Origin of the sequence: Aquimarina litoralis (genome assembly GCF_019295435.1) — a bacterium.
Taxonomy (GTDB): Bacteria; Bacteroidota; Bacteroidia; order Flavobacteriales; family Flavobacteriaceae; genus Aquimarina; species Aquimarina litoralis_A.
In genome coordinates, this window is record NZ_WEKL01000002.1 from 146,633 (window position 1) to 171,871 (window position 25,239).

Consider the following 25,239-nt stretch of genomic DNA (forward strand, 5'->3'; position numbering starts at 1 on the left):
CGATACAAGCTTGTATCGGTTTTTTTAATTCGTTTTATCCTAAATACGATATAAAACACCAAAGAAGAAATTATCTAAAGAAATTGAAGCATCAATTCCCTCTCTTTTGTTGATCCAAATATCCCCATCAGAATTATCGAAACTATCTTTCCTATACGAATACCCAATGCTTCCAATTCTAGAGGTTAATGAAAGATTTTTATTAATAAAGATGTTAATTCCAGGAGCTGCGGTTAAATTATAATTTTCATTTGTATTTGAATTAGCTGTAGGGTCATCTATTGAGGAAACTCTATCAAAATCTGATTTTATTTTACGGTACCCGGCATCCAGTTCCATAAATAAGGAAACTCTCTTTTTTGGCGAAAAATAGTACCTCCCGAAAAGGCCAGCACTATACCCTTTTCCTTTAGAAGTATATTCAAATTCATCAATATCATGACTTTCGGCTTTAGAGCTGATAAAACCAATTTTTATACCAGTCATTATACGGTTCGATACAAAGTAGCCAATTTCGGGAATAAGACTAAAGTTATGACCTTTTATGTCTTGTCGGTATATATCTCCATTGATATCTGTTCTAAGTTGATCAGAATTTTGATAGGAATAATTCATGGTTCCTGATATGGTAAAGTCTCCTTTGTCAAAACCAAACTCAGATGCTTCTTGTGCTTTGATTTGTGCGAATGTTGCAATTGTAATTAACAGTAAAAATGTTGTTTTCATGCTGTCTTATTGTTTTAGATTAAACATTTATTCATTTTAAAGACAACCCACAAAAATAGTATGTTTATTAATTATTTGTTAATTTATACTTGTATATTTGAGTAAAAAGAATAGAAGGTACTTCGGATTTATTCCTAATAAATAGTAGCAAATCCGTTTGTCAGTTTATGAGAGAATACTTTAAAGACGTGTTTGTTTTGTGATGTGTGTCAATAGTTTAGAGATTGTTTGATCAATATTGGAATTCCGGTATTACAGGAGAAAACAATATTTCACTGAAAACCGTTGTGATTTTATCCATAAGTGTTGTTAATTTTAGAACTTCAAGTCTAACGGATACAATAAAATGTTTCGACCCTTTATATTTTTGATAAATTTTGTGTTTTTTGGAATGATGATATGCCAGTCTTCATTTTCTCAAAATATTAAAATATCCAAAGATTCTTTGGTTACAATTACTGAAAATAATGGAGCTGGTTATGACAAGTATTCTTTAAGGCCTTTAGTGGTAAAACAATGCTTAGTGAGTAGTTTTCTTAAGACTAAGATGTACAATTACAAAGCAGAAAATCTTATCGATGCAAATGATCAAACGGCTTGGGTAGAAGGTAAAAATGATAATGGGATAGCTGAAGTAATACGAATTACATTTGATAAGAATAAAGGAGGTTTGCCATATGTAATTAGAATCGTTCCTGGATACCTGAAATCAGAAGCTACATGGAATCAAAATAACCGAGTGGCTACAATAAATATCAGAAGTATTGGGATAAATGAGTATCATAAAGAGTATGTAATTGATGAATGGAAGAACGTTCGTTTAAGAAAAGATTCATTAACCAAAGTTCCAATGTCTGCACAGTATATTGATATTAGTCAAAATTATATTCAGCATATGGGGTATGATGATTTTATAGCTTTAGAATTAGAGATCATGGAAGTAGATAGTATAGATGCTATATATAGCGATACTTGTATCTCGGAATTAAGCTTTTATACTGTTGATACTTTATTGAAGTATTACACGTATGAAGAATATGAAAAATTAAAACAATAACGAAGCGCATTTATGAAGAAATATGTTGTTATAGCATTAGTAATAACGGTTTTAATTGTTATTTCTAGGACAACTAAAAAAGGTAGACATCTAACCAATCATATAAAGGGAACGATAACCAATATTATTGCTGCTCGTGATTATATAAATAAAGAAGGGGATTCCATTAGTACTCGAGTAGCGTTGCCAGAAGGTTATAAAAGAAAAGAGTACGCAAGAGGTTCTTTTCAGGAATACCTTCGTAATTATCAATTAAAAGAACATGGGGCGCCTATTATAAATTATGATAATAGCAGGTATTTTGCCCAGCATTGGCATGATGCCATTTTGGAAGTTCCAGTTCCGGAAAATGGATTACAGCAATGTGCAGATGCATTAATGCGATTAAGATCTGAATATTTATGGGAGAAGAATAGGAAAGACGAAATAGGTTTTAATTTCACTTCTGGACACTATTGTTCATGGAAAAAGTATGCGGAAGGTTTTAGGCCAAAAATAAACGGAAATAAAGTTAGCTTTCATAAAACTGCCTCCACAAACTTTTCTGAAGCGAATTTTTATAAATACTTGAATTTGATATTTACTTATGCGGGTACCCTATCTTTAAGCACAGAATTACCAAGAATAAAAGTGAAAGATTTACAGATTGGTGATATGTTAGTAAAGCCAGGAACTCCAGGACATATTGAAATTATAGTGGATCACGCAGTTAGTTCTAATGGAGATCATCTTTTTTTATTAGCGCAAGGTAATACACCTGCACAAAATGTATGTCTTCTGAAGAATTTTGAAGATACGAGTATATCACCTTGGTATAGATTTAAGGAAAATGAATCTGTGTACACACCAAGTTATTATTTTGAAACACCAATTTTTATTAGGTTTAAATGATACTAATTTTTTCTGGAGAATAGTATCTTTGCGCTGTTATGTCTAGAATTTTAACGAAACAAGAACTTCATAATCTAGCAATGAATATTGTTGGAGAAGATTTAGAGAAAAAAGGCTACGAATTTATTGCGATCAACAGTAAATTAGGAAAACATCCTCAGTTTGTATGTGTTGATAAATCTAATCAGCGCTATTTTGTAATTGTAAGAGCTATAGCGTATCCAGATAATCCTCATAATTATGATATGATTTGGATGGAAGCCTTTAAAAAGCATGCTAGAGAACAAGAGGCAAAAGTATTTTATGCTGGTGTAGGGCTACAGAACTCACAAAATCCTAACAAACCAGTTTTTTTAAATGAAGAATACGTGTTAGAATATGCAGGACTGCAAGTAATAGAAACACATCTCAACTAAATTTCGTAATGAGAAACCTCTTTTTTTTCTTCCTTATTGTAAGTGTGTTATCTTGTAAAAAAACCGAAGAAAAACACCTTAATTATACCAAAGGTAATGCATTTGGTACTACTTTTTCTGTTCAGTTTATTGATGTAAAGAAAATTGATTTTTCTAAATCTTATGATAGTATTGTTAGGGTTATTAATACTTCTATGTCTACCTATCAAAAAGATTCTGATATATCTAAAATCAACAGCGGTGATACTACAATTACAATTGACAATCATTTTAAGAAAGTATTTCTAGCTTCAAAAAAAATATATAAAGAAACTGAGGGAGTTTTTGATCCTACGATTGGAGTTTTAGTAAATGCATGGGATTTCGGACCTGAAGGGAAAATAGTAAGCTTGGATAGTCTTAAAATCGATAGTCTTTTGATTTCAGTTGGACTTAACAAGGTTACTTTACAAAATGATAAAGTTTTAAAACAATACTTCAATACATTTATAGACTTTAATGCTTTGGCAAAAGGTTATGCGGTGGATGTCTTTGCCGAATTTTTAGAAGCCAAAAACATAGAAAACTATTTAGTGGAAATAGGAGGTGAGATCAGAGGTGAAGGACGTAATTTAGTAAAAGAAAAGCCTTGGCGAATAGGCGTAGAGGATCCTAATTTTGATGAGACCCAATCTTATAGTAAAGTTATTTCTTTACAAAATGGAGCGATGGCCACCTCTGGTAGTTATCGTAAATTCAAAGTAGATGAAAAGGGGAATAGATATGCGCATATAATTGATACCAAAACAGGATATCCGCATAAATCTAATTTGTTAAGTGTTTCTGTAATTACAACAACATGTATGGAAGCAGATGCATATGCAACTGCATTTATGTCGATGGGCTTAGAAAAATCTAAGGAGTTTTTGAAAACACATCCTGAAATAAAAGTATATTTTATTTATGAAAATGATGCTAAAGAACTAAAGACTTTTTCTATCAATGATTTCCCTGAATCGGGGAATTAAGATCTGTTTTAATATATGTTTACTCATTGAAACGAGAAGTTCCCTAGTTTTAGTTTTCTTTTTATCGAACCTCCAGTTAGTTTTATATAATCAAACAAAAGATTGAATGTAATTAGCAACATAAAGGGTTTTTAATTCGTCTTTTGTGTTGTAACCTATTTTGTAATGTAATATTGGAACAAATATTGATGCTGATAAAATAGGGTAACAGTCAACTAACTAAACTAACATCATCAATATGGGGTTTAATGATGAGATCAAAATTTATAATGGCATTGCAAATGGAGATTCTGAAATTTTAAAAGAATTTTATAGAAGAAATTTTAATGTAATAAGAAATCTTATAGTTCAGAACTCTGGATCAGAAAAGGATTCAGAGGATGTTTTTCAGGATGCACTTATTGTGTTATATGAAAAGCTAAAACTGGATTCGTTTACACTAAAATGTTCCATACATACCTACTTTTATGGGATATGTAAAAATATTTGGCTTCATAAATTGAACAGGTCTAAAAAAAGATCGTGTTGTGGACAAATAGACGATACCATACTAAACTTACGAGCTTCTGCCGTAGATATAAGTAAAAATGAACAAGAGCAATTATACCGTAAACATTTACTAAGTCTTAATTGTAAATGTAAAAACATACTTTTTTTGTTTTTTGAGGGTAAAAGTATGAGAGAAATTTCTATGTTGACCAATTACTCTGAAGGATATGTTCGAAAAAGGAAGTTTGAATGTAAAAAACATTTGATCAAACTGATAGAAAGTGATCCGTTATACAAGGAACTGATTGTTCCAAAGAGAGAAAATTTAAGAAAAAATGTTTCTTGAAATGGTCATTATGGTTTAGAACAAACAGGAAGTATTTCTCCTGGAGCAAGACAGTATTTAATTACTTCTTCTTTGGAAAGTTTATTCGTATAGTCTACTTCTTGAACCTGAAAACCTATTGATCTTAACTTTTCAAAATAATCTTTACCATACACTCTAACATGATCATATTGTCCAAAAATCTTAGCACGTTCTTTCGGGTCGGTAATAGTATCATCTTCAAAAGTTTCGTCTCTACTAAGATCTTGAGGGATTTGCAGAATAGCCATTCCACCAGGTTTTAATACTCTCAGTAGTTCTTGCATCGCTTTTGTATCATCAGGTATATGTTCTAATACATGATTACAAAAAATGACGTCATACTCGTTAGAAGCAAAAGGAAGGTTACAAATATCTGCTTTTACATCTGCTAATGGAGAGTTTAAATCAGTAGTGGTGTATTCAAGATTTTTTAGACGTCTAAATCTTTTGTAAAAAGCTTGTTCTGGAGCAAAATGTAAAACTTTAGCTTTTGAGGTAAAAAAACCAGTCTCATTTTTGAGATATAACCATAATAACCTATGGCGTTCTAATGATAATGTGGAAGGAGAGAGTACATTGTCTCTTTGCTTCCCATAACCGTAAGGCAGAAATTTTGAAAAGCTTTTTCCATCAATGGGATCCGTATATGTGCTTCCTTTTAGGAAAAAAGAAATGATAGGTCTAGCCAGATAACTCAGACGAATTAAAATAGGCCTTGGGATGGTGTTAAGTATAAGTTTAAAGAGTTTTTTCATAAATAGATAATTACACAAAGAACACTAAGAAACCCCAAAGTTTCTCAAAGTTTACATTATAAAACGTTTTACTCCATTTTTAAGCAAACTTACATGGAAATTGATAAGAAGTCCAAGTTTATATTCTCCAAGTTTTAAGTAAGTGAGAATTTGTGCAAAATGAACATCTGTAAAATGTTCTACAGTTTTCAGTTCTATTACAACTTTGTTTTCTACTAGGATATCAATTCGATAACCTTGATCTAGTTTAATGTCTTTGTATACTACTGGTAACGGTTTTTCTTTTTGAATTTTTAATCCTCTTTTCTTTAATTCATAACACAAGCATTCCTGATAAGCAGATTCTAGTAAACCAGGACCAAGAGTTTTATGTACTTCTATTGCACACCCAATTATAATTTTAGATATCTCATCTTCAGTCATCTTTCTTGGAGACCCTTTGTGAATTCTTGGAGAAACTTTGTGAAATATTAAAAAAACTAAACGACCAACAACTCTTGTCTAAAAGCATCTTCTTCATCCGATTCAATACCTAAAGCATCATAGATATATTTAAATGTGGAAAGGATTTCAGGTTTTCCATCTACAATGGCAACATCATGCTCGAAGTGCGCACTCGGTTTCCCATCTGCAGTAAGGATTGTCCAGCCATCTCTCAATTGTTTGATACGCTGCGTTCCCATATTGATCATAGGTTCTATAGCGACTACCATTCCTTCCACAAACTTTTTTCCTCTTCCTCGCCTTCCATAATTCGGCATTTCTGGATCTTCGTGCATTTTACGTCCCAATCCATGTCCTACAAGCTCTCTTACCACGCCATAACCTGCTTCTTCAGTATATTTTTGGATGGCATATCCAACATCACCAACACGTTTCCCGATTCTTAATTCGGCAATACCTTTATATAAAGATTCTTTGGTGATTTTTAATAATTGTGCTACTTCAGGTGCTATTTCTCCAACAGGAAAAGTGTACGCATGATCTCCATAGAATTCATTTTTAATAGCTCCACAATCGATCGAAATAATATCGCCTTCTTCTAATGGAGTATTATTAGGAATACCATGAACCACCTGTGCATTGGGACTCATACATAAAGTATTAGGGAAATCGTATAACCCTAAAAATCCTGGAATCGCTCCATGATCCCTTATAAATTCTTCAGCTAATTTGTCTAATTGTAAAGTAGTAACTCCTGGTTTTACTTCTGTTGCAAGCATGCCAAGTGTTTTAGATACAATTAGAGCACTCTCGCGCATTAGCTCAATTTCTTCACGTGATTTAGTAATGATCATAGTAATCCTTGTTAGGGAAGGCAAATTTACAAAGAATATTAAGATTCAGTCGATTGATTAAGTTTTAATCTATTAGAATAGATTTTTATGGATATAAATATTGATATGAATGTAATTAAAATGACGAAATGAATCGGAATGGGATTATTAGTTAAACTTTTTTTGAAAAAAAATATCATCTTAAAACCCCTGTTATTTCAGGGTTTTTGGAGGAAATGGTTTAAGAAGATGAAAAAAAATAAAAAAATTACGCAGCGTTTTTGAGTTTTCAGGTTTTAGTAATAGAAAACCCATTATAAAATTCATTAAAAAAAGTAAACCATGAAAAAATTATTGATTTGTACAGTAGCTTTAGGATTAATGGCAAGTTGTGCCGTAGAAGATGTGAATGATAATGTATCTATCCAGAATTCAGATAAGGAAAATTTTGAAATGTTTAATAGCTTAGACGGAGCTATGGATGGTTTTGATTTAATTTCTGAAAAGGCTTTTAATGAAGTTCAAAGTTCTTCCAAAAGCTCTTCAAGTAGTTGCGCTTCACTTGAATTATTGATTCCATATAATGAAAATCCTATTCCAGGATTTGAGAATTATGATTATTACAGTAAAATGATTTTGAATTATACTGAAGAACAATGTCAGTTTGATGATTGGACAGGTAGACTAGAATATTATGTTGCAGGAGTGTTTCAGGAGCAATGGAAAGATTCTACTGTTTTTAAAAATGTAAGAGGCGACGAAGGTTATGTTTTTGATGGTTATAGGGTAGCTGAGCAAAATGCTGAGTTAAGTACAGAAACTACAAAGGTTTTTGATGTAATTATTGATGGTGTAATTACAGAACCTGATGGAGATTCGTATCGTTATACAGCGAATAGAAACTTTACATTCGAAAATAGATTTACTCCAGATGAAGTTATCACTTTAGAAGAGTCTTCTTTAGTAGAAGGTATTACACAAACTTACTTTATGAGATCTGAATCTGTTGCAGGAAATCCGCTGGTATATAAAGTTGCTTGTTTTAATAGGTTTAATTTTTTAAAATATCCAGTGCAAGGAGCATTAGATTTCTCTAGTAGTTTTGGGGTTAATTTCAATATCGATTTTGGAGATGGTTCTTGTGATAAAGAAGTAGTTCTTACTGGTAATGATGGAGAATCTATTGTTTTTGATTTATAATAGATAGTTTAGTTAAATGTAAAAACTGCTGGAACTATTAGTTTCAAGCAGTTTTTTATGTTTTAATATATAGACTTTAAATACCTAAAGCTTTAAATTAATTATTAGATATTCTTATATCTTTCTCCATATAGTCTTTAAGAATATCTCTATCAGTTTTATTCTTTAGTATTAATAAGTCATTATCCTTATGGGTTTTATATCTCATCAAGAACTTATTTTTTCCACTACGATTTAGAGGAATATATTCGAATCGAGCAGTATCGAATGTATCTGCTATTAATACCACCGAACGGGTTTGGCCAAGTATTTTTTTTACTTGTAAGATACTTCCATTATCCTCGTTGATTTGTATCTCTGTATAATAAATCCAGGCAGCAAATCTATACATAGTATATCCTATTGTGGTAAGTATAGCTATAATCAATCCAGCCAATAGTCCGGTAAAATATACTAGGAAAAAGAAGGAGCTAAATGACCAGACAAGAAGCTCTTTCCATTTTATAGGAGTTCTGCTACTTATGACATGAATACTTTTCTTTTTGGATATAAAGAAATAATCTTCTTTTTCGTTCAATAGGATATATTATTTAAAGTGTCAAAGGTATAAAGTTATTGGCAACCTTTACCTGTTATCACAAATATATCTTCTTCTTTGGATAACTGTAACTTTAAAGAAGTTGTTAGCTTTTTCAGAATTCGTGGAATATTGGCATTGTCGAAAGAGCCAGAATATTTACAGTTCAGGATATCACGATTTTTAAGTATAATTTTAGCGTCGTAATTATCTCCTAAATCCTGAATAACCTGATTCACTAAAGTGTTATTATAATGAAGTTTTTTGGTTTTCCAAGCGAATTGATTTGGAGCTCTTTGTAGTAAGGAAATTCCGTTTTTATCTACTTTTAAACTTTCTCCAGGTGTTAATTCTTTTACTGTTTTAGAATTGTTGTCCACAACTTTTGCAGATCCTTGAATTAATGTCATAATATCTGCACTCGAATCTGAATGGATTGCAAATGAGTTACCAGAAACTTGTACTTTACAATGTTTCCCGAAAATGATAAATGGTTGGCTGCTGTTATCTTTTACATTGAAAAACACAGTACCATTAATATCAGCTCTACGGAATCCTTGTTTTGTAGCTGTGAAATTTACTTTACTGTTTTTTCTTACTACGATTGTACTAGAATCGGGTAATTGATTATACTTAGTTTTTTTTGTAGAGGCATATTTGTTTGATGCGGTATAGGTAACCGTAATTACTCCTTTTTCAATAATTTCATCTTCTGGTGCTAGAGTTGTTACATCTATCTTCTTAGAGGTTTGGTTTTCTTTATTAGAAATAGTACTAAGAGATGAAGGTTTTGTAATGGTATCTTTGTTAGTTAGATTTTTCTTTTCTTTTTTATTAATTATTGAATCCGTTACAATAGGAGTAGAGGTGTTTTCTTCTTTTTGGATTTGAATTTCGGTCGTGGATTCTTTTTGTTTAGAAGGTTTAATATTTTTAAAATAATATATGGTAAAGACACCAATGGACATCAATAAGATAATTCCTGCAGCATACCAATAAAGCAAACTTTTGTCATCTGATTTTTCCTGAACGGCGTCAAAAATCAAGTCAAAATTATCCCCTGATGATGCTACTGTATCATCTTTGAATTTTGATTGTAAAAGTTCTTTTAATAGATCCTTGTCCTGTTTCATTTTATTTTCTTTAGAGCTAACTAGCAATTGTTTTTATAGATTCCTAATGCTCTCATATTTTCCAGAAGCTTTTTTCTAGCTCTTGTATAGTTTGATCTAGAAGTACTTTCTTTAATTTTTAATATTTTTCCGATTTCTTTATGTGAATATCCTTCGATCGCATACAGGTTTAATACATATCTGTATTGCTCCGGTAAATCATTAATTAGAGTTCTAAGCTTTTCCGTAGATAATTGCTTTGCTAATTCTTGTTGCTCTATTTCATTTAATTCAGAGGTTTCATTTTCTTCAATTAGTTCAGAGTTATCTATAAGCACTCTTTTTTTTCTTTGATGCCAATGATCAATTGCACAATTAACTACTATTCTTTCAATCCAGCTTCCTAATGTACCTTTATCCTTATACTTTTTGATATTCTTAAATACCTTAATAAATGCTTCTTGTACAATATCTTCTGCATCCGATCTATTGTTACAATAGCGTAGACTTACCGCAAGCATTCTCGGCATAAAACTGTTATATATTTTTTCCATGGCATTCCGGTCATTCTTTTTACAAGCTTTGACCAGTTTGCCTTGTTCTTCTTTATTCATGAATAAGGGTTAGTGCTTACTCTCATAAAATACAACTGAGAATCTAGGATTTCGCTGCGTGTAATTTTAATAAATTTTATATTGTTATGTTAAAGATACTAAAATGAAGGTTTTAGTAATAATGTTGAATTTCACTCATCATACATAAACTGCATTTTAACTTTTTTCAAGAAGTACTGATCGAAAAAATTAATTCTAACGGGAAATGCTGTGTAATTTTAGGATATAAATCAAAAATAATTTAGTTATGAAGTATTTTTACCCTTTTTTTCAAATGAGTTTTAAATTTTGTTCAAACTTTATCAGTGACCTTGCACAAGGATCTGCCTATGCACTAAGAAGATAAATACAATATTAATTTTAAAATAGAAGAAGATGTATTTTATCTTAAATAAGAAGAGTACTAGTATATAAAGATGAGTTCTTATAAAAAACTCATCTTTATATTTTTTATTTCTTATTTTACTAGAAGAGATTTTTGTGTCATCGCATCTGGTTGATTGACTCCAATCAAATCTAAGATTGTTGGTGCAATATCCCCTAAGACACCATCTTGCACCTTAATTTCTTCATTATCGATCAATATCATTGGAACTGGATTAGTGGTATGAGCTGTGTGTGGAGAGCCATCAGGATTAATCATCGTTTCACAATTACCGTGATCTGCAATCAAAATGGTAGTATACCCATTTTCTAATCCATTAGTCACCACATCTTTTACACAATTGTCTACAGCTTCACAAGCCTTTATAGCTGCTTCCATTACACCTGTATGTCCTACCATATCGCCATTAGCAAAATTTAAACATACAAAATCAGTTTCACCTTTTTGTAGTTCTGGTACCAATGCATCTCTTAATTCATAAGCACTCATTTCTGGTTTCAGGTCATAGGTGGCAACTTTAGGAGAATTTCTAAGAATTCTAGACTCTCCTTCAAAAGGTTCTTCCTGTCCACCAGAGAAGAAAAATGTTACATGAGGATACTTTTCTGTTTCCGCAATTCGAATTTGTTTTTTACCAGCTTTAGAAAGCACTTCTCCTAATGTCTCTGTAATATTATCCTTATCATAAATTATTTTAATCCCTTTAAAATTCTCATCATAATTTGTCATTGTCACATAATACAATGGTAATTTTTTGGTATTATATTCTGGCATATCAGATTGAGATAGCATTTCAGTAAGTTCTCTTCCTCGATCCGTTCTAAAATTGAAGAATATAACAACGTCATCTTCCTTAATCGTAGCTACAGGAGTATCATTTTCTACAATTACAATTGGTTTTATGAACTCGTCAGTAATATCTTCATCATAGTTTTTTTGAATACTTTCTACAATGTTAGAAGAAGAAGTTCCTTCACCATTCACTACTAGGTCATATGCTAGTTGCACACGTTCCCATCTTTTATCTCTATCCATCGCATAATACCGACCTACTACGGATGCAAGTTTACCAGTAGTTTGATCCATATAATTTTGAATGTTTTTGATGTGATCAATTCCTGATTTTGGATCCACATCACGACCATCAGTAAATGCGTGTAAATATATATTGTCTAGCCCTTTATCTTTAGCAACATCTAATAATCCTTTTATATGGTTTATATGAGAATGAACACCTCCATCACTAACTAATCCTAATAAATGAATGTCTTTATTGTTATCCTTTGCATAATTCAATGCGTCAATCAGTGTAGATTCATCTTTAAGGGTATTATTTTGAATAGCCATATTGATTTTGGCTAAATCTTGATATACGATTCTTCCGGCACCTAAATTCATATGACCGACTTCGCTATTCCCCATTTGTCCATCTGGTAATCCTACATGAAGGCCATCAGTACGTAAAGCTGCATTTGGATATTTTGTATACAAGCTGTCAATAAACGGCGTGTTAGCGTTATCAATTGCAGAAACTTTAGGATCTGGTGATGTTCCCCATCCATCCAGAATCATTAAGATTACTTTTTTGTTCATTTCTCTTAAGATGATTTTTAATGTTTTGTGATTAAGGACTTTATAATTATTATCTACATAATCGATGGCTAATGTACAATATAGAATAGAAGTGCCCAAAATTTAAAGACCGTACAACCTTAGTTTTGGATGAGCGATATTTTGTTATTTGAAGATTTTTTTGAGGAACTATTAACAGATGCTTTTCAATTTCTATTAAAATAGGTAATTCGTATAATTCAAAGGGTTTTGGTAATGATAATTTAATTCTTTTATGAGGGTAAAATAAAGATGTATGATGGAAAAGTATGCTACGAAAATCAGGTAATATTTGAATAATTCTAATTTTAAATATTCGTTATTTTTAAGTTAATATTTTAAATTATTATTAAATTTTTAAGTTATTTTTTATGATTTTATCGTTAAATTAATTCTTGTAATTGTAGAGTACTTAAGTAAGGCTTAGAAACATCGAATTCATATACTAACTTTAATAATTCACAACATTATGAGAACAACAATTTTGACAGTATTGATGATGATTTTTATCGGATCAATAAACTTTGCTAAAGAACTTCCAAGAGCTATTGATATTCAGGATTATGAGGTTGTTAACAACAAAATGGATCCTTTTTTTATGGCAGTCATTAAAGGTGATTTTGATACTGTAGTAAAAATGATAGAAGAGGGGAGTGATGTAAATTTAAGAATAGATGGAAAAACACCATTGATGTACGCTGCTCGCTATAACCGAGCTGATATTGTAAGATTATTAATAGGAAAGGGAGCATATATTAGCGCTAAAGACAATAACGGTAATACAGCGATGAAGTTTGCTGAATCTGCAAATGCTCAGGAAGCTATTAAAGTTCTAAAAGAAATGTCTTAATTCTATAAACTTATATAACGATGGTATGAAAACTTCGATTAGACAAAAATCTAATCGAAGTTTTTATTGTCTGCTATATTCTCTAATTGCTTCTTGGATTTTTTCGATTCGATTATCTGGGTCTGGATGTGTACTCTGGAACTCAGGAGTACGATTTGGGCCTGCTGCTTTTTTTAGTATTTCCATCACTCCGATCATTTCTTGAGGGTTATAACCAGAATTAATCATAAAAAGAACTCCTAATCTATCACTTTCCAATTCATCGTCTCTTCCATTACCTAATAAAACATTTTGTCCAATTCCATTAATTAATCCGCCCGCGTCAGCACCAACAGAAGCTCCGGTAGATATAGTTTTCCAAAATTCGTGCTCAGCAATGCGCTCTGCCGAGTGTCTTCCTAGAACATGACCAATTTCATGTCCTAGAACACCAGCCAATTGATCCTCATTTTGTAATTTAGAATATAAGGCATAGGTAATAAATATCTGGCCTCCAGGAAGTGCAAAAGCATTAATAGTATTAGGATCCGCTAATAAATGAAATTCATATTGATATGGAGATTCTCTTGCCATTGTATTGTTAACAAGTTTGTTTCCTACATTATCAATATAATTTTGCAGTCTTTGATCTGGATACAGACCTCCATGTTGTTGGGTCATCTGGGGCTCATTTTGAATCCCAATCGCAATTTCCTGATCGGTGGTCATGTTAATATTCTGAACTCTATTTGTGTATTCATTTAGAGTTTTATTATTGCATTTTTTTATAAAAGCAAAGGCAACAATAGCGAGACCTATTAGTATTCTAATTTTTAATCCACCGCGTCTCATTTTAAGTATGTATTGGTTAATGTGTTTTTATATATTTTACTCTAAAGTTACTAAATATAAAAATTGCTTACCAATTAAGCACTATTAGAAGTTTTGATAAGCAATTAGTAAAGTATTTTATGAGCAAGCTATCGATCTTGTAGCTTGTTTATTTAAAAAAATATCTAACGATAAAAAAGTTGAGTATAATAATAGCGACCGTTTTCATCTTTTATAGCAGAAATTCCGGTGTACATGTAATTACCTTCTATGTTTTCTTTATGACCTATGCTACTTAGCCATCCATCCACTACGCTTTGTGCATCTTGATAAAATCTAGCAACATTTTCTGCACTAGCAGTTGCATTTTCTTGATCATTTAGTACCGAACTCCTTTGATTAAAGTCATCATGATTGATTTCGTTTATTGAAATCATATATTTTGTGTGATCCACTGCCAATTGTTCTGCTGTTGTATTTTTGGAAAGAGGAGATAAACCTTGATTTTGCCTATGTTGATTTACTAATGTTAATATAGCATCTGCTATAGAAGTTTCATTGATAAGTTCATTAGTTTCTCCATTTGAAGTGCCAGAATCATCATCGGAAGAACAAGAAATTATAACCGTACATGCTAATAGTACATAAAAATATTTTAAAATAATTTTCATTGGGATAAAGGGCTTTTGAATAATAACTGATATTTAAAGTATTTAGTATACTTTATAGTAATTCGGGGTTAATATCTAGTATGTTTTCATTAATATACTTTTGGATAAATTTTGAAGTAAAGTGTGAACTTCCCATTAAAACTGATTTTTGTAGTTCCGTTTTAATGTCTAGTTTTCGAAATTCTTTAAGCATTGGTTTTGAACTAGGAGCGTAGGAGTAATGCCAAGGTTCATATTTGAACCCTTTTCTTCCTTTTTTGTTAGTATACACTAGATAAAAACCATAATCATTTGCATTGTGATCCATCCATGTTTTGAATCTTGTAAAAGGACCTCCATTATGAAAATGCTTTGTTAAAAGCACGTCTCGTGGTTGTTTTACACTGCCATCAACAATATCTAAATCAGTACCCCAATGATGACGAGAAGTTCCCGGAATCGTGGAGTACTGAATTATTTTCTCTATAGCTTTAATTGGGGAAAGTCCGCTTGCTGTATAACGTTCATATTTACGTTCCCAAATTCTATTTTGATGCGAGTAATCTCGGTAACTAGAAACAACTTTCAGTTTAATACCTTCTTTTAAGGCAGCACTTCTCATTTTTGAAAATGCTTGATTGGCCTTTTTGCGAAGTTTATATCCCTCACCAACTAGCACTGGATTTCCTTTACCCATAAGATCTTTTTTGGAGATTTTGGATTGAAAGTCAGTAAAGGATACCGATGATAATCCTATAAGTCCAAGTGCACTTACCTCAATGAATTTTTTTCTTTTCATGATTTATAGTTATCTATTTTAAGAAAGTTTCCAAAAGTTGCAAACTAACTTAAGCTCGCAAAATAAAATGTAAAAGAATCACCTTTTGATATGATCATCAGGAAAGAATGCCATCTACAATACCGTAATCAACAGATTCTTGAGCATCCATCCAGTAATCACGATTAAAATCTTTAAGTACTTTTTCTACCTCTTGCCCACAATTGTCAGCTAAAATTTGAGCACTTAATTCTTTAGTTTTTAAAATTTCGGTTGCTTGGATTTCGATATTAGAAGCTCGTCCACGTGCTCCACCACTCGGTTGGTGTATCATTACTTTTGCATTGGGTTGGATGAATCTGCGACCTTTTTCTCCAACGCTTAAAAGAATAGAACCCATAGAAGCTGCTAAACCGGTGCATATTGTGGATACAGGACTTTTTAAAGCTTTGATAGTATCGTACATAGCAAATCCTGAAGTCACATATCCGCCTGGACTGTTAATGTATAATTTAATTTCCTCATTACTGATCATATCTAAATACATCAGTCGATCTATTACATGTTTTGCTGATTTATCATCAACTTGTCCCCATAAAAATACACTGCGTTCTTCTAGAAATTTTTTATCTATAAGATCCTGGATTTTTCCTGATTTTTCTTTCATAAATATTTTAATGAATTTAAACTTAAAATAAATTTAAAATTATTTTCGAAGAAATTACGAAATAAAAATCAACAAATTAAATCTTTAAGACGAAGTCTTGTTTTTTAACAAGATTTTTGAAGTTTAGTGTTCGATATACTAAGTAATTAAAATCTTTAGAGAAAGATTCTATTACCTTGAGTTACATAATGTGAATTTTGGAAATATTATCTGTTTAGATATAAATAACCGGCTCTATCTTTGATTCCTTCTACATTTAAAACATAGTAGTAAGTACCTACAGGTAATTCTTCACCTTTTGCTATGGTCGCTCTTCCTTGAGAAATACCGCTAAAACCTTCAGGAGTTTGTTGTACTTCATGATATGCCTTTCTACTATATACCAATACTCCCCATCGATTATAAATAAATAATTCATTGTCTGGGAACTGCACAAGACCTTGAATTACAAAAGTATCATTAAATCCATCTCCATTTGGCGACACAGCAGTAAATATTTCTAAATCTCCATCAAGTATGATACTTGACGTTCCAAAAGTGAGTACAGTGTAATTATCTGGAACAATTGGTTCTGAAGTAATTTCACCATTATCAAGATCTCCTGTAAATCCTGTGTTTCCAAGATTTACCCATTGTCCTGTATTAGGATCCCAACCTACAACTCTTAAATCTTCTAAATTATTAACTAAAGTTGGAAGGTTACTATTTGTATCCCAAGTTAAAGTTACCCTTGTTTCTTCATCTCCATCAACATCCCAAAATTCAAAAATACTAACTCCAAATAACAAGTCTCCAAAGTTATTGGTATCAAAGCTCTCTCCGAAAAAATTTGGGAAATTGGGATTTTCAAAAAAGTATGCTGCTTTGGCTGTGTTATTAGCTGCTTGACTTTCTATACGAGCAGGTCTTAAACGGAAATCATCTCCAACGGGGAAAGAAAAATCAAGTTGACCAGTGATGGAAGCATAACCATCTACATAACGGTTATCGTTCTCACCTAGATAAGGAGCATCATTAATATAGTCTAAAGAAACCTCTCTTTGATCTCTTGGAGTAATCACTCTACCATTAACGAATTCTTGGAAATTAGTAACTCCTACCGCAACTTCAAGAATTAAATCATCTTGAACGTCGATTTCTACATCGTTAAATACAGGTCTATTAGTGCCAGATACAGTTAAACTATTTTGATTATAAAATCCAGTAAATCCTGAATTTTGATCAAAATCACCATCATTTACAACATCCATATGAAAACCTACTTGACCATCATCATGAATCTGAACGTTTCCAAAGTTATGAAAAGACTCTTGAGCATTAGTAGCTAGGCTAACGATTGCAATTAGTAATATGTATAATATTTTTTGGGGCATATTCGATAAAAACTCTCAAATTACGGTTAAACCGTAAAATAATTACTGCAATATAAGGAATTATTCATACATAGTACATATTTCCTACTATATTTTTACTAAATATCGTTTAAGTGTATTTTATTTCGGATTAAGTGTACTTTTTGAAATTTAAGACCGTTATAAATATAGATGTATAACGACATCATACATATAAAGATTGTCGCATCAATAAATTTATAAAAAGCTTGAAAGTACACTATTCATGGTCGGGTAAACTTACGAATAGATTTTTTACGAATGATTTACAATAATGACGATGTTTTTTTCATAAAATAATACTTAAGTGATTTAGAAAACTTATACTTCTTATGAGTAGTAGAAGTGTAAGTAAATTCCTTACATAGAGCTAATTTTTTTTGTTTACGTTGTTCGAGTATTTTTTAGTTAATGTTTAAAGTTAATGATCTATTAATAATCTTAATTGGGATTTACCCTATAAGTAATTCTTCTATTAGTTATTATAGTTGCTCCTCCTACGATGGTTGCATTTCCAAATTCAGAGGTAGAGTTTGATACGGTTGCTGTGGAGGTTATTAAACTTCCAACCGAGATTGGTGATGCCAAAGTGATATTAATATTAAATCTATTTGTTGTATCTGTACTTCCATCAGCATCAGTATATAAGGATACTGTAGCATCTGAATCGGAAACACTTCCTTCAACGCCAGAACCTAAATATATTTGTCCTTCACCATAATCTTGGGTAAGTCCTAATTGATTGTCTCCAGCTGTTGCTGTACCTTGATTGATGTCTGTTAAAAACACTTCTATGGTAGCTCCTGGTCTGGACCATCCCACTATTCTTAGATTTGTTCCGGAAATTGTAACTGATTGAATGACAGGAAAATTAAGTCTTCCATTAGGTCCCGTGTCAATATCTCCAGCATCATTAATAGTGACTCCATCATCCGCAATATCGATACCTAATGCATCAGCGACGGTTCCATTTGCAAAAATGGAATTTTGTGATATACGATTACCTGAGGTTGTTCCACCACTTACAATAATACCGGCACCACCATTATTATTGATGATATTATTGGTCACAACAGAATTGCTTTGTGATAAGTTAATTCCACTAAGTTCAGTACACCCTCCACCGCTATTACTTCCTCCTGTTGTAATTGTGTTTTCAGAAATAGTAACATTTCCTTGATTATCAACAATTCCAGTAGCTGCGGAACCATCAATAAGGTTGTTTTGGATGACAACACCGCTTCCATTTGCTACTCTTACATTGTACTCACAAGCTCGAAAACCATTATTGGTAATATGGTTATTTTGTATTAGAGTAGATGTTCCTCCATTCACTGAGATTCCAAAATCGGTATTTGAGGCAATATAATTTCCGTCTACCGTAATAGTTCCTCCACTTATTTCTATTCCATCATCTTGGTAGCTTCCTACGCCAACGGTTCCAACTACACCTAAGGCATTTACTCCTAATAGATTTTGAGTAACTAAGTTTCCGGAACCAGAATCTTGACGAATACCTCTAAGATTTCCTCCATAAATGGATAGGTTTCTAATAACAAGATTAGATGCTTGTAATCGAATTATTTCTCCTCCATCTCTTCTGATCTGAATTTCAGGTAAATCGTAATTAGGTAATGCTGTTGCAGATACTCCAACTGTTGTTCCTCCAGAACCTACTGTTCCAGCATTCGTATCTCCAGAATAAGCTGTTTGTGTTCTTCCATCTATATGAGTAGCATCATCAGTGATATCATCAAGAGGGTTTGCATTTGGTATGTTGATATCAAAAAAACCTGTTGCAAAATTAACATCTGCTGTTCTTCCTAATGGATCTCCTGTAGGAGGTATCATGAAAATAGATACATCTTGTCCTGCAGCAGGATTAAATATGGCATTTGCTTCGATATCTAAACCTGTTTCATCTAAATTATTTGAATTTACCACAAACTGTCCAAGAGATCCTTGACCAGTTGCATTAGTATTTACGATAGTATTAAAGTTGAATCCAAAGTCTACGTCAACAGCACCTTCATTAGCTATAGTAATGGTAGATATGGTCTGAGCTCCTGTTAAAGTACCTGCTGCCACATCTGTATTAACAGGATTGGCTCCACCCACTTCATTTGTTACAGGGCTTAAGGTGCTTGAAGCAAATGTTGATTTAAAAGTTTGTATTGGGAAACATGTAGTACAGGCTGTTCCTCCACCTCTTGTAGAACGTACTGTATTATTTACAACACGTAATGTATAAGTTCCATTAGCCATACCACCGATATTATAATCTCCGCTAGCATCTGTAATATCAGAATCTATGAAAGTACCAGTATTGTCATATAATTCGACTAATACTCCTTCTATACCAACACCTGAGGAAGTAGCGAAATCTCTTCCTGCACCACCTGGATAATTAATGTCTTCAAAAACAGTTCCTGTAATCAAATTACTGGGTACTTTTAATAATACAGAATTGAGTATTACAAAATCTCCCTGTGTCTGAATATTTGTTGTTGCTGAGGTCTCACCTTGAGCAATAAGGGATGAAATATCGTAAGTGTCTAAGTCAAAACCAAACAAAGAAGAATCATTGATGACAGGACTAGCTGTATCATCATAAATCGTAGAATTAAATACGTTGGCTAAAGTAGGGGAGTTGTTACCGTCTCCTGTTAAATTAGTGGTTCCTGCTCCAGTAGTTACTGATATGATTTCATTTCCTGTTCTGGTGGGATCACCTTCCCACGACAATACTGAAGTTTTTGATCCTGTGGATCCAATAGCAAAAAATCCAGCTAAGGTATAGCTTGAAGTTTCGACTGTAGTGCCTCCTCCTTGCGCATCAAAACCATTATACATATTGATACTTACTGCCGGTAAAGTAGGATTAGTATAGAATATATATAAGGACCAACCTCCAAATACAACAGATCCACAATATGTTGTGCTATTATCGATTACCAAATCCGTAAAGGTATAAGTAGCAGAAGATGGGTCTGGTAAACTGGTAACAATAGATGTAACATCACTAACCATTCCATAATAAAAACCAAAGGCTGTATTTACTACATCTGCAGTTACAGACTGTCCTTGAAAAGTAACAACATCATCGGCAGCTAACCCAGAATGCCCCCAAGTTAAATAGGCTCTTTCTATAGTAGAACCTGCAAGTATTGGAGTAGTTAAGGTATTCGAAGAGGATGCGGTTATCGAACAAGGATCCACACCTTCATCTGCAGTTCTTAAGGTTCCTGCGGTTAAAGCATAATCATAGTATCCATTAAAATCATCAAAAATTGTAAGTGGTACATCATCTGCAACAGCGGCATCACCATCATCCAATATCGTTCCTACTCCATTAATTAATCCAACAAGAGGTGAAGTGGAATTACTTAGGTTTACGAAGAATGTTTCTGTGTTTTCTCCAAAAACGTTATTGATAATAGGCACTGTAATGGTTTGTACTTCTCCAGCAGTTCCCGAAAAGTTTAAGGTTCCAGTTGTATTGACGAAATCAGAATCTGCATATGCAGTGTCATCTAAAGTAGCATAATTTACCGAAAATCCTCCCGGTACATTTGCACCAGTATGGGTAGCAGTAAATGTAGCTGTACCTGCATTTTCATTAACGGTAACATTATTTACTGTCACAAAACTGGAAGAAGAAGAACAAGAAATAGTAGCTTGCCAACCATTTCCAGTTACTGAACCATCAGAATCAAAGATAAATGTCAAGCATCCTGAAGGATCGGATGAAACTATGGATGTAGGAATATTTCCATTGTCATAGGTGTCTATTAAAGTAGTGGTAGTCGTACCTTCATAAGCTTGTAAAAAGTCAAAACCAGTTTCCACATCAAAAGAAGTGAAGTTTAAAACTATTGAACTACCAGGTGTATCTGGACAAATCGTATAGGTAATTGTTTCATTGTTATTGTATTGACCATTGATTGATCCGCTATCGACAAAAATCCCACTACATGTATTATCTGTTATGGTATCAGTAATAATAAAAGGCGCTTCATCATCAATTATGGTTCCAAGCCCTTGATTATCGGTAATACTTACTAAAGAGTTACTTGCACTTAGAAGATTTATAAAGTATGTTTCTGTTCCTTCTACATCCGTATCGTCTATAATTGGAATTACAATAGTTTCAGTATCACCGCTTGTACCGGAAAAAGACAGCGTAGGGTTTGGAGATCCTGTTCCTGTAAAATCTCCAGGAGCAACTGCCGTATTATTTGTAGTAGTATATTCTATAGTAAAACCTCCAGAAATATCTCCTCCTCCTGAATGTGTAACCGTAAATGTTGCGGTTCCCGCTGTTTCGTTTACTGAGATATCATTGATGCTAATATTTGCATCATCATCATCAGTTATAGTTCCTGTTCCTTGGGCATCAACTAAAGTTACAGAACCAACACTTGGATTACTTAATGTGACTAAAAAGTCTTCTGAATTAGGCTCTACAGTAGTATCATCTATTATTGGTATTGTAATAGTTTCGGTTTCTCCATCAGTTCCAGAAAAGGTAATGGTTGGATTTGGAGAACCAGTAGCTGTATAATCACTGGGAGCAGTAGCAGTATTATTCGAAGTTGCATATTCGACATCAAAACCACCAGAAACTGTACCGGTAAGAGTAACTGTAAAGGTGATATTTCCTACATTTTCGTTGACAGTTACATCATTAATGCTAATTCCTGCATCATTATCTTCAATGGTTCCTAAACCTTGGTTATCAGTTATAGAAACAAAGCCACTACTTGGATTACTAAGATTGACAAAATACGTTTCATTACCTTCAATATCCGTATCTTCTAAAATAGGTACTGTTATAGTTTCTGTTTCCCCTAAACTACCAGAAAATGTTACAGAACCACTGGTTGCAGTATAATCATTGTCCGCAACAGTAGCAGTATTATTGGCAGTTGTAAAATCAACGGTATATCCGCCCGTTAATGAACCGCCTGATGATGTAACCGTAAAAGTAGCTGTACCTGCCGCTTCATTAACTGAAACATCATTAATGGTGATAGAGATAGCATCACTGGCGTTAATCGTTCCAATTCCTTGAGAGTCTGTTATGGATACCGAACCATCACTTGGATTGCTTAGATTCACTGAAAAAGTTTCCGCAGGTTCAGCTAGTGTATCATCCAAAATAGGAATAGAAATGGTTTGAGTGCCTAAACTAGTTCCTGTAAATGTGATGGTACCTGATGTGCTACCATTAAAATCTGCTCCCACAGTTGAAATATTGGTAGTACTATAATCTACAGTAAAACTTCCAGAAGTGGTTCCTCCAGAATGTGTAACTGTAAAATCTAATGTTCCGGCATCTTCATTAACAGTAACATCGTTAATAGATATTTCCGGTGTAGATCCGGTTGCTGTAATAAGAACATTATCAATAAAAACGGTTTCGGTATTACCCCAGTTTCCGCTATTGGAAAAGAAAAGTAATGATGAACTTGCATTTATATAGGCTGCGGGAATATTAAAGCTTAAACTTCCAGTAGCACCACCAGTTGTAGGAGTTGCTACTGCTAAATCATAAAATCCAGTGGCTGTATTTAAAAAGAATGCTCCAACACTTTCATTTCCACTTGATCTATTATAGTCAAACGTCAATACTGCAGATGAATATGCAGATAAATCCACATTTCTTAAAATAAAAAGATTACTACCGGAATCGAAATTTCGAAATCTTAATTCGCCACCAACAATTCTAATTCTTCCTGCATTAGGTGAATTGGCAGCACCAAAATCATTTTCTTGCCAATCCCCATTCCAATTTTGCGTTCCATCATTTCCTGAGTAGTTTGTTGGATTGAAATCATCCAAAAAAGTATCCTGACCAAACAAGTTTATATTTGGTAACGCTATTAAAAGCATTAAAAATAAGTAATATGTTTTGTGTGTCAAGTTCATTCAACTTTTCCTACTAAAATTATCTTACAACAAAAACTACATTAATTAACGAATTAAAGTCTGCAGGAGTACCTATAATATCATAGGTCATGATTCCATTTGCATCAATAGCAACATTTGCAAAAACCGTAGGGTCATAGAACGTTACATAATAATATAATTCATTTGCTAGATACGTTGGTATAGCACCTGGTGCACCTGCACTTGAGGCAGAAGTAGCAGCATTTGCTAAAGTAAATTGATCAATATATTGTTGATATAAATTTATACTTTCATCACCTGGAGCAGCTGGGTTAGCAGATAATACACTCGCATCAATCGCAATCGATGGCGGATAGAATATTCTAGCAGCTTTAGAGGTAATAGGAGCTATATCTTGAATAACATCTTCTACTGTTGCCTCTGTAGTACCGTCACCATCTACATCTACCGGAGTATCAGAATTAACTTCTGATGCATTTTGATCATCAGTATTATCTAAATACGTAGATAGATCAATTGCAGGGGTAGGAGTAGGATCTCCAGTTAAACTTAAAATATTTCCGGTTAGTGAAAGATCTTGATCATCTGTAGCAGGATCTCCAGCAGGTCCTTGTGGTCCTGTAACTCCGTCAGTTTGTATAACAACACCAACGACTATTTGTGAACCTCTAGCAGCTGCATCATCAGCTATAGTTCTAAAAGTCACTCTATCCGTTTCAGTTAATGTTAACGGTGTAATATTAACTATACTCGATGTAGCTGAAGTCACAGCAATTGTTCTACCTGTGGCTACACCGTTTACATATAGTTCTATTGTTCCAGTTGCAGCACTTGTACTTGAAAAAGAAAGCTTTGTTGCTACAGATTCATATCCTACGACTACTCCGGATCGACTATTTGCTCCATTACCGAACGAGAATTGGAAACCTGAATTTGTACCGACATTTAATCCTCCACTTTCTTCTGCCCAGATTACATCTAAACCACCACCACTTGGAACACTACCAGTAGCTCCTTGTATACCTTGAGGACCAGCAGGAGTAAAATTGACATATCTAGTATCTCCATTTCCTGGTAATGGAAGAGCAGCAGTTACATCCTCAAATGTAACATCAATTTCCCAATTAGTTCCATTAAATGTTGGCAATGAATTTACTGTATACGTTACAAAATTGGATAAGTTAGCTGGATCTCTTACTAAAATAACAGAGTTCGTTTCTAGGTTTTGTATAAATGCATCAGTTGTGATACCATTTATATCATCAGGATGAATAACAATTTGAGTTGTTGTAGCGTAATCTGCAGTATCGAACCTATATTGACCTGCAATTACATTTCCTGATGTTGCAGTATTGAAATCATATTCAAAAGTATTTGGACCTTGATTACCCGTTGGACCCGTTACTCCGGTCACACCTGTGAATCCAGTTCTACCTGTTGCTCCTGTAAATCCTGTTCTTCCRGYMGCACCYGTGAATCCAGTTCTACCYGTAAATCCTGTTCTTCCRGTAGCWCCTGTGAATCCAGTTCTACCYGTAAATCCTGTTCTTCCRGTMGCWCCTGTGAATCCAGTTCTACCYGTAAATCCTGTTCTTCCRGTMGCWCCTGTGAATCCAGTTCTACCYGTAAATCCTGTTCTTCCRGTAGCACCTGTGAATCCAGTTCTACCYGTAAATCCTGTTCTTCCAGTAGCCCC

22 protein-coding genes are annotated in these 25,239 nt (G+C 33.1%); 7 read left to right on the plus strand and 15 right to left on the minus strand.

What is annotated here, in order from left to right; translation table 11 throughout:
* Positions 1-39: 39 nt before the first annotated feature.
* Complete coding sequence (locus GBO31_RS02050; protein WP_219006641.1) at positions 40-726, minus strand: outer membrane beta-barrel protein; 687 nt, start codon at positions 724-726, stop codon at positions 40-42.
* Positions 727-1,117: 391 nt separating this feature from the next.
* Here GBO31_RS02050 and GBO31_RS02055 point away from each other — a divergent pair, with 391 nt between their 5' ends.
* From GBO31_RS02055 to GBO31_RS02075, 5 genes are all read left to right on the plus strand, one after another.
* Entirely contained in the window at positions 1,118-1,783 is a 666-nt protein-coding gene (locus GBO31_RS02055; protein WP_219006642.1) for an NADase-type glycan-binding domain-containing protein, read from the plus strand.
* A gap of 12 nt (positions 1,784-1,795) precedes the next feature.
* A complete protein-coding gene (locus tag GBO31_RS02060) occupies positions 1,796-2,674 on the plus strand; it encodes a DUF4846 domain-containing protein (RefSeq protein WP_219006643.1) in 879 nt (292 codons plus the stop codon).
* 38 nt (positions 2,675-2,712) lie between these two features.
* Positions 2,713-3,090, plus strand: coding sequence for a Na(+)-translocating NADH-quinone reductase subunit F (locus GBO31_RS02065; protein WP_219006644.1), 378 nt, complete (start codon positions 2,713-2,715; stop codon positions 3,088-3,090).
* An 8-nt stretch (positions 3,091-3,098) separates the two neighbouring features.
* The gene (locus tag GBO31_RS02070; RefSeq protein WP_219006645.1) at positions 3,099-4,097 is read left to right on the plus strand and encodes an FAD:protein FMN transferase; all 999 of its coding nucleotides are present in this window, start codon (positions 3,099-3,101) and stop codon (positions 4,095-4,097) included.
* 238 nt (positions 4,098-4,335) lie between these two features.
* Positions 4,336-4,932 carry an RNA polymerase sigma factor gene (locus tag GBO31_RS02075; protein ID WP_219006646.1) on the plus strand — a complete coding sequence of 199 codons (597 nt, stop codon included), beginning with the start codon at positions 4,336-4,338 and terminating at the stop codon, positions 4,930-4,932.
* Between the two features lie 8 nt (positions 4,933-4,940).
* Here GBO31_RS02075 and GBO31_RS02080 read toward each other — a convergent pair whose 3' ends face one another.
* Genes GBO31_RS02080 through map form a run of 3 tightly spaced genes read right to left on the minus strand, consistent with a single transcriptional unit; the run spans position 4,941 to position 7,006 of the window.
* Positions 4,941-5,708 carry a class I SAM-dependent methyltransferase gene (locus GBO31_RS02080; RefSeq protein WP_219006647.1) on the minus strand — a complete coding sequence of 256 codons (768 nt, stop codon included), beginning with the start codon at positions 5,706-5,708 and terminating at the stop codon, positions 4,941-4,943.
* Between the two features lie 51 nt (positions 5,709-5,759).
* On the minus strand, positions 5,760-6,131 hold the full coding sequence (locus tag GBO31_RS02085) for a GxxExxY protein (protein ID WP_219006648.1): 372 nt from the start codon (positions 6,129-6,131) through the stop codon (positions 5,760-5,762).
* A 56-nt stretch (positions 6,132-6,187) separates the two neighbouring features.
* The gene (gene map / locus GBO31_RS02090) at positions 6,188-7,006 is read right to left on the minus strand and encodes a type I methionyl aminopeptidase (RefSeq protein ID WP_219006649.1); all 819 of its coding nucleotides are present in this window, start codon (positions 7,004-7,006) and stop codon (positions 6,188-6,190) included.
* A gap of 321 nt (positions 7,007-7,327) precedes the next feature.
* Between map and GBO31_RS02095 the strand changes: the two genes are divergently transcribed.
* Positions 7,328-8,185 carry a hypothetical protein gene (locus GBO31_RS02095; RefSeq protein ID WP_219006650.1) on the plus strand — a complete coding sequence of 286 codons (858 nt, stop codon included), beginning with the start codon at positions 7,328-7,330 and terminating at the stop codon, positions 8,183-8,185.
* 97 nt (positions 8,186-8,282) lie between these two features.
* Here GBO31_RS02095 and GBO31_RS02100 read toward each other — a convergent pair whose 3' ends face one another.
* The 4 genes from GBO31_RS02100 to gpmI form a co-directional block, all read right to left on the minus strand.
* Positions 8,283-8,762, minus strand: coding sequence for a hypothetical protein (locus tag GBO31_RS02100; protein WP_219006651.1), 480 nt, complete (start codon positions 8,760-8,762; stop codon positions 8,283-8,285).
* 35 nt (positions 8,763-8,797) lie between these two features.
* A complete protein-coding gene (locus GBO31_RS02105; RefSeq protein WP_219006652.1) occupies positions 8,798-9,895 on the minus strand; it encodes a FecR family protein in 1,098 nt (365 codons plus the stop codon).
* Positions 9,896-9,915: 20 nt separating this feature from the next.
* On the minus strand, positions 9,916-10,488 hold the full coding sequence (locus tag GBO31_RS02110; protein WP_219006653.1) for an RNA polymerase sigma factor: 573 nt from the start codon (positions 10,486-10,488) through the stop codon (positions 9,916-9,918).
* Between the two features lie 457 nt (positions 10,489-10,945).
* Positions 10,946-12,466, minus strand: a complete 1,521-nt coding sequence (gene gpmI / locus GBO31_RS02115) for a 2,3-bisphosphoglycerate-independent phosphoglycerate mutase (RefSeq protein WP_219006654.1) — start codon at positions 12,464-12,466, stop codon at positions 10,946-10,948.
* A 487-nt stretch (positions 12,467-12,953) separates the two neighbouring features.
* Between gpmI and GBO31_RS02120 the strand changes: the two genes are divergently transcribed.
* Positions 12,954-13,334 carry an ankyrin repeat domain-containing protein gene (locus GBO31_RS02120; protein ID WP_219006655.1) on the plus strand — a complete coding sequence of 127 codons (381 nt, stop codon included), beginning with the start codon at positions 12,954-12,956 and terminating at the stop codon, positions 13,332-13,334.
* Between the two features lie 63 nt (positions 13,335-13,397).
* Here GBO31_RS02120 and GBO31_RS02125 read toward each other — a convergent pair whose 3' ends face one another.
* From GBO31_RS02125 to GBO31_RS02155, 7 genes are all read right to left on the minus strand, one after another.
* Complete coding sequence (locus GBO31_RS02125) at positions 13,398-14,165, minus strand: M48 family metalloprotease (protein ID WP_219006656.1); 768 nt, start codon at positions 14,163-14,165, stop codon at positions 13,398-13,400.
* A gap of 164 nt (positions 14,166-14,329) precedes the next feature.
* Positions 14,330-14,815, minus strand: a complete 486-nt coding sequence (locus GBO31_RS02130) for a CAP domain-containing protein (protein ID WP_219006657.1) — start codon at positions 14,813-14,815, stop codon at positions 14,330-14,332.
* Between the two features lie 52 nt (positions 14,816-14,867).
* Positions 14,868-15,593, minus strand: coding sequence for a M15 family metallopeptidase (locus GBO31_RS02135; RefSeq protein ID WP_219006658.1), 726 nt, complete (start codon positions 15,591-15,593; stop codon positions 14,868-14,870).
* A 97-nt stretch (positions 15,594-15,690) separates the two neighbouring features.
* The gene (locus tag GBO31_RS02140; protein WP_219006659.1) at positions 15,691-16,239 is read right to left on the minus strand and encodes a ClpP family protease; all 549 of its coding nucleotides are present in this window, start codon (positions 16,237-16,239) and stop codon (positions 15,691-15,693) included.
* A gap of 206 nt (positions 16,240-16,445) precedes the next feature.
* Positions 16,446-17,612: a gliding motility-associated C-terminal domain-containing protein gene (locus GBO31_RS02145; RefSeq protein WP_219006660.1), complete on the minus strand. Its 1,167-nt coding sequence runs from the start codon at positions 17,610-17,612 to the stop codon at positions 16,446-16,448.
* Between the two features lie 459 nt (positions 17,613-18,071).
* Complete coding sequence (locus GBO31_RS02150; protein WP_219006661.1) at positions 18,072-23,525, minus strand: beta strand repeat-containing protein; 5,454 nt, start codon at positions 23,523-23,525, stop codon at positions 18,072-18,074.
* Between the two features lie 55 nt (positions 23,526-23,580).
* Positions 23,581-25,239, minus strand: a 1,659-nt coding sequence (locus GBO31_RS02155) for a collagen-like triple helix repeat-containing protein (protein ID WP_219006662.1), incomplete at its 5' end; no start/stop codon positions are given.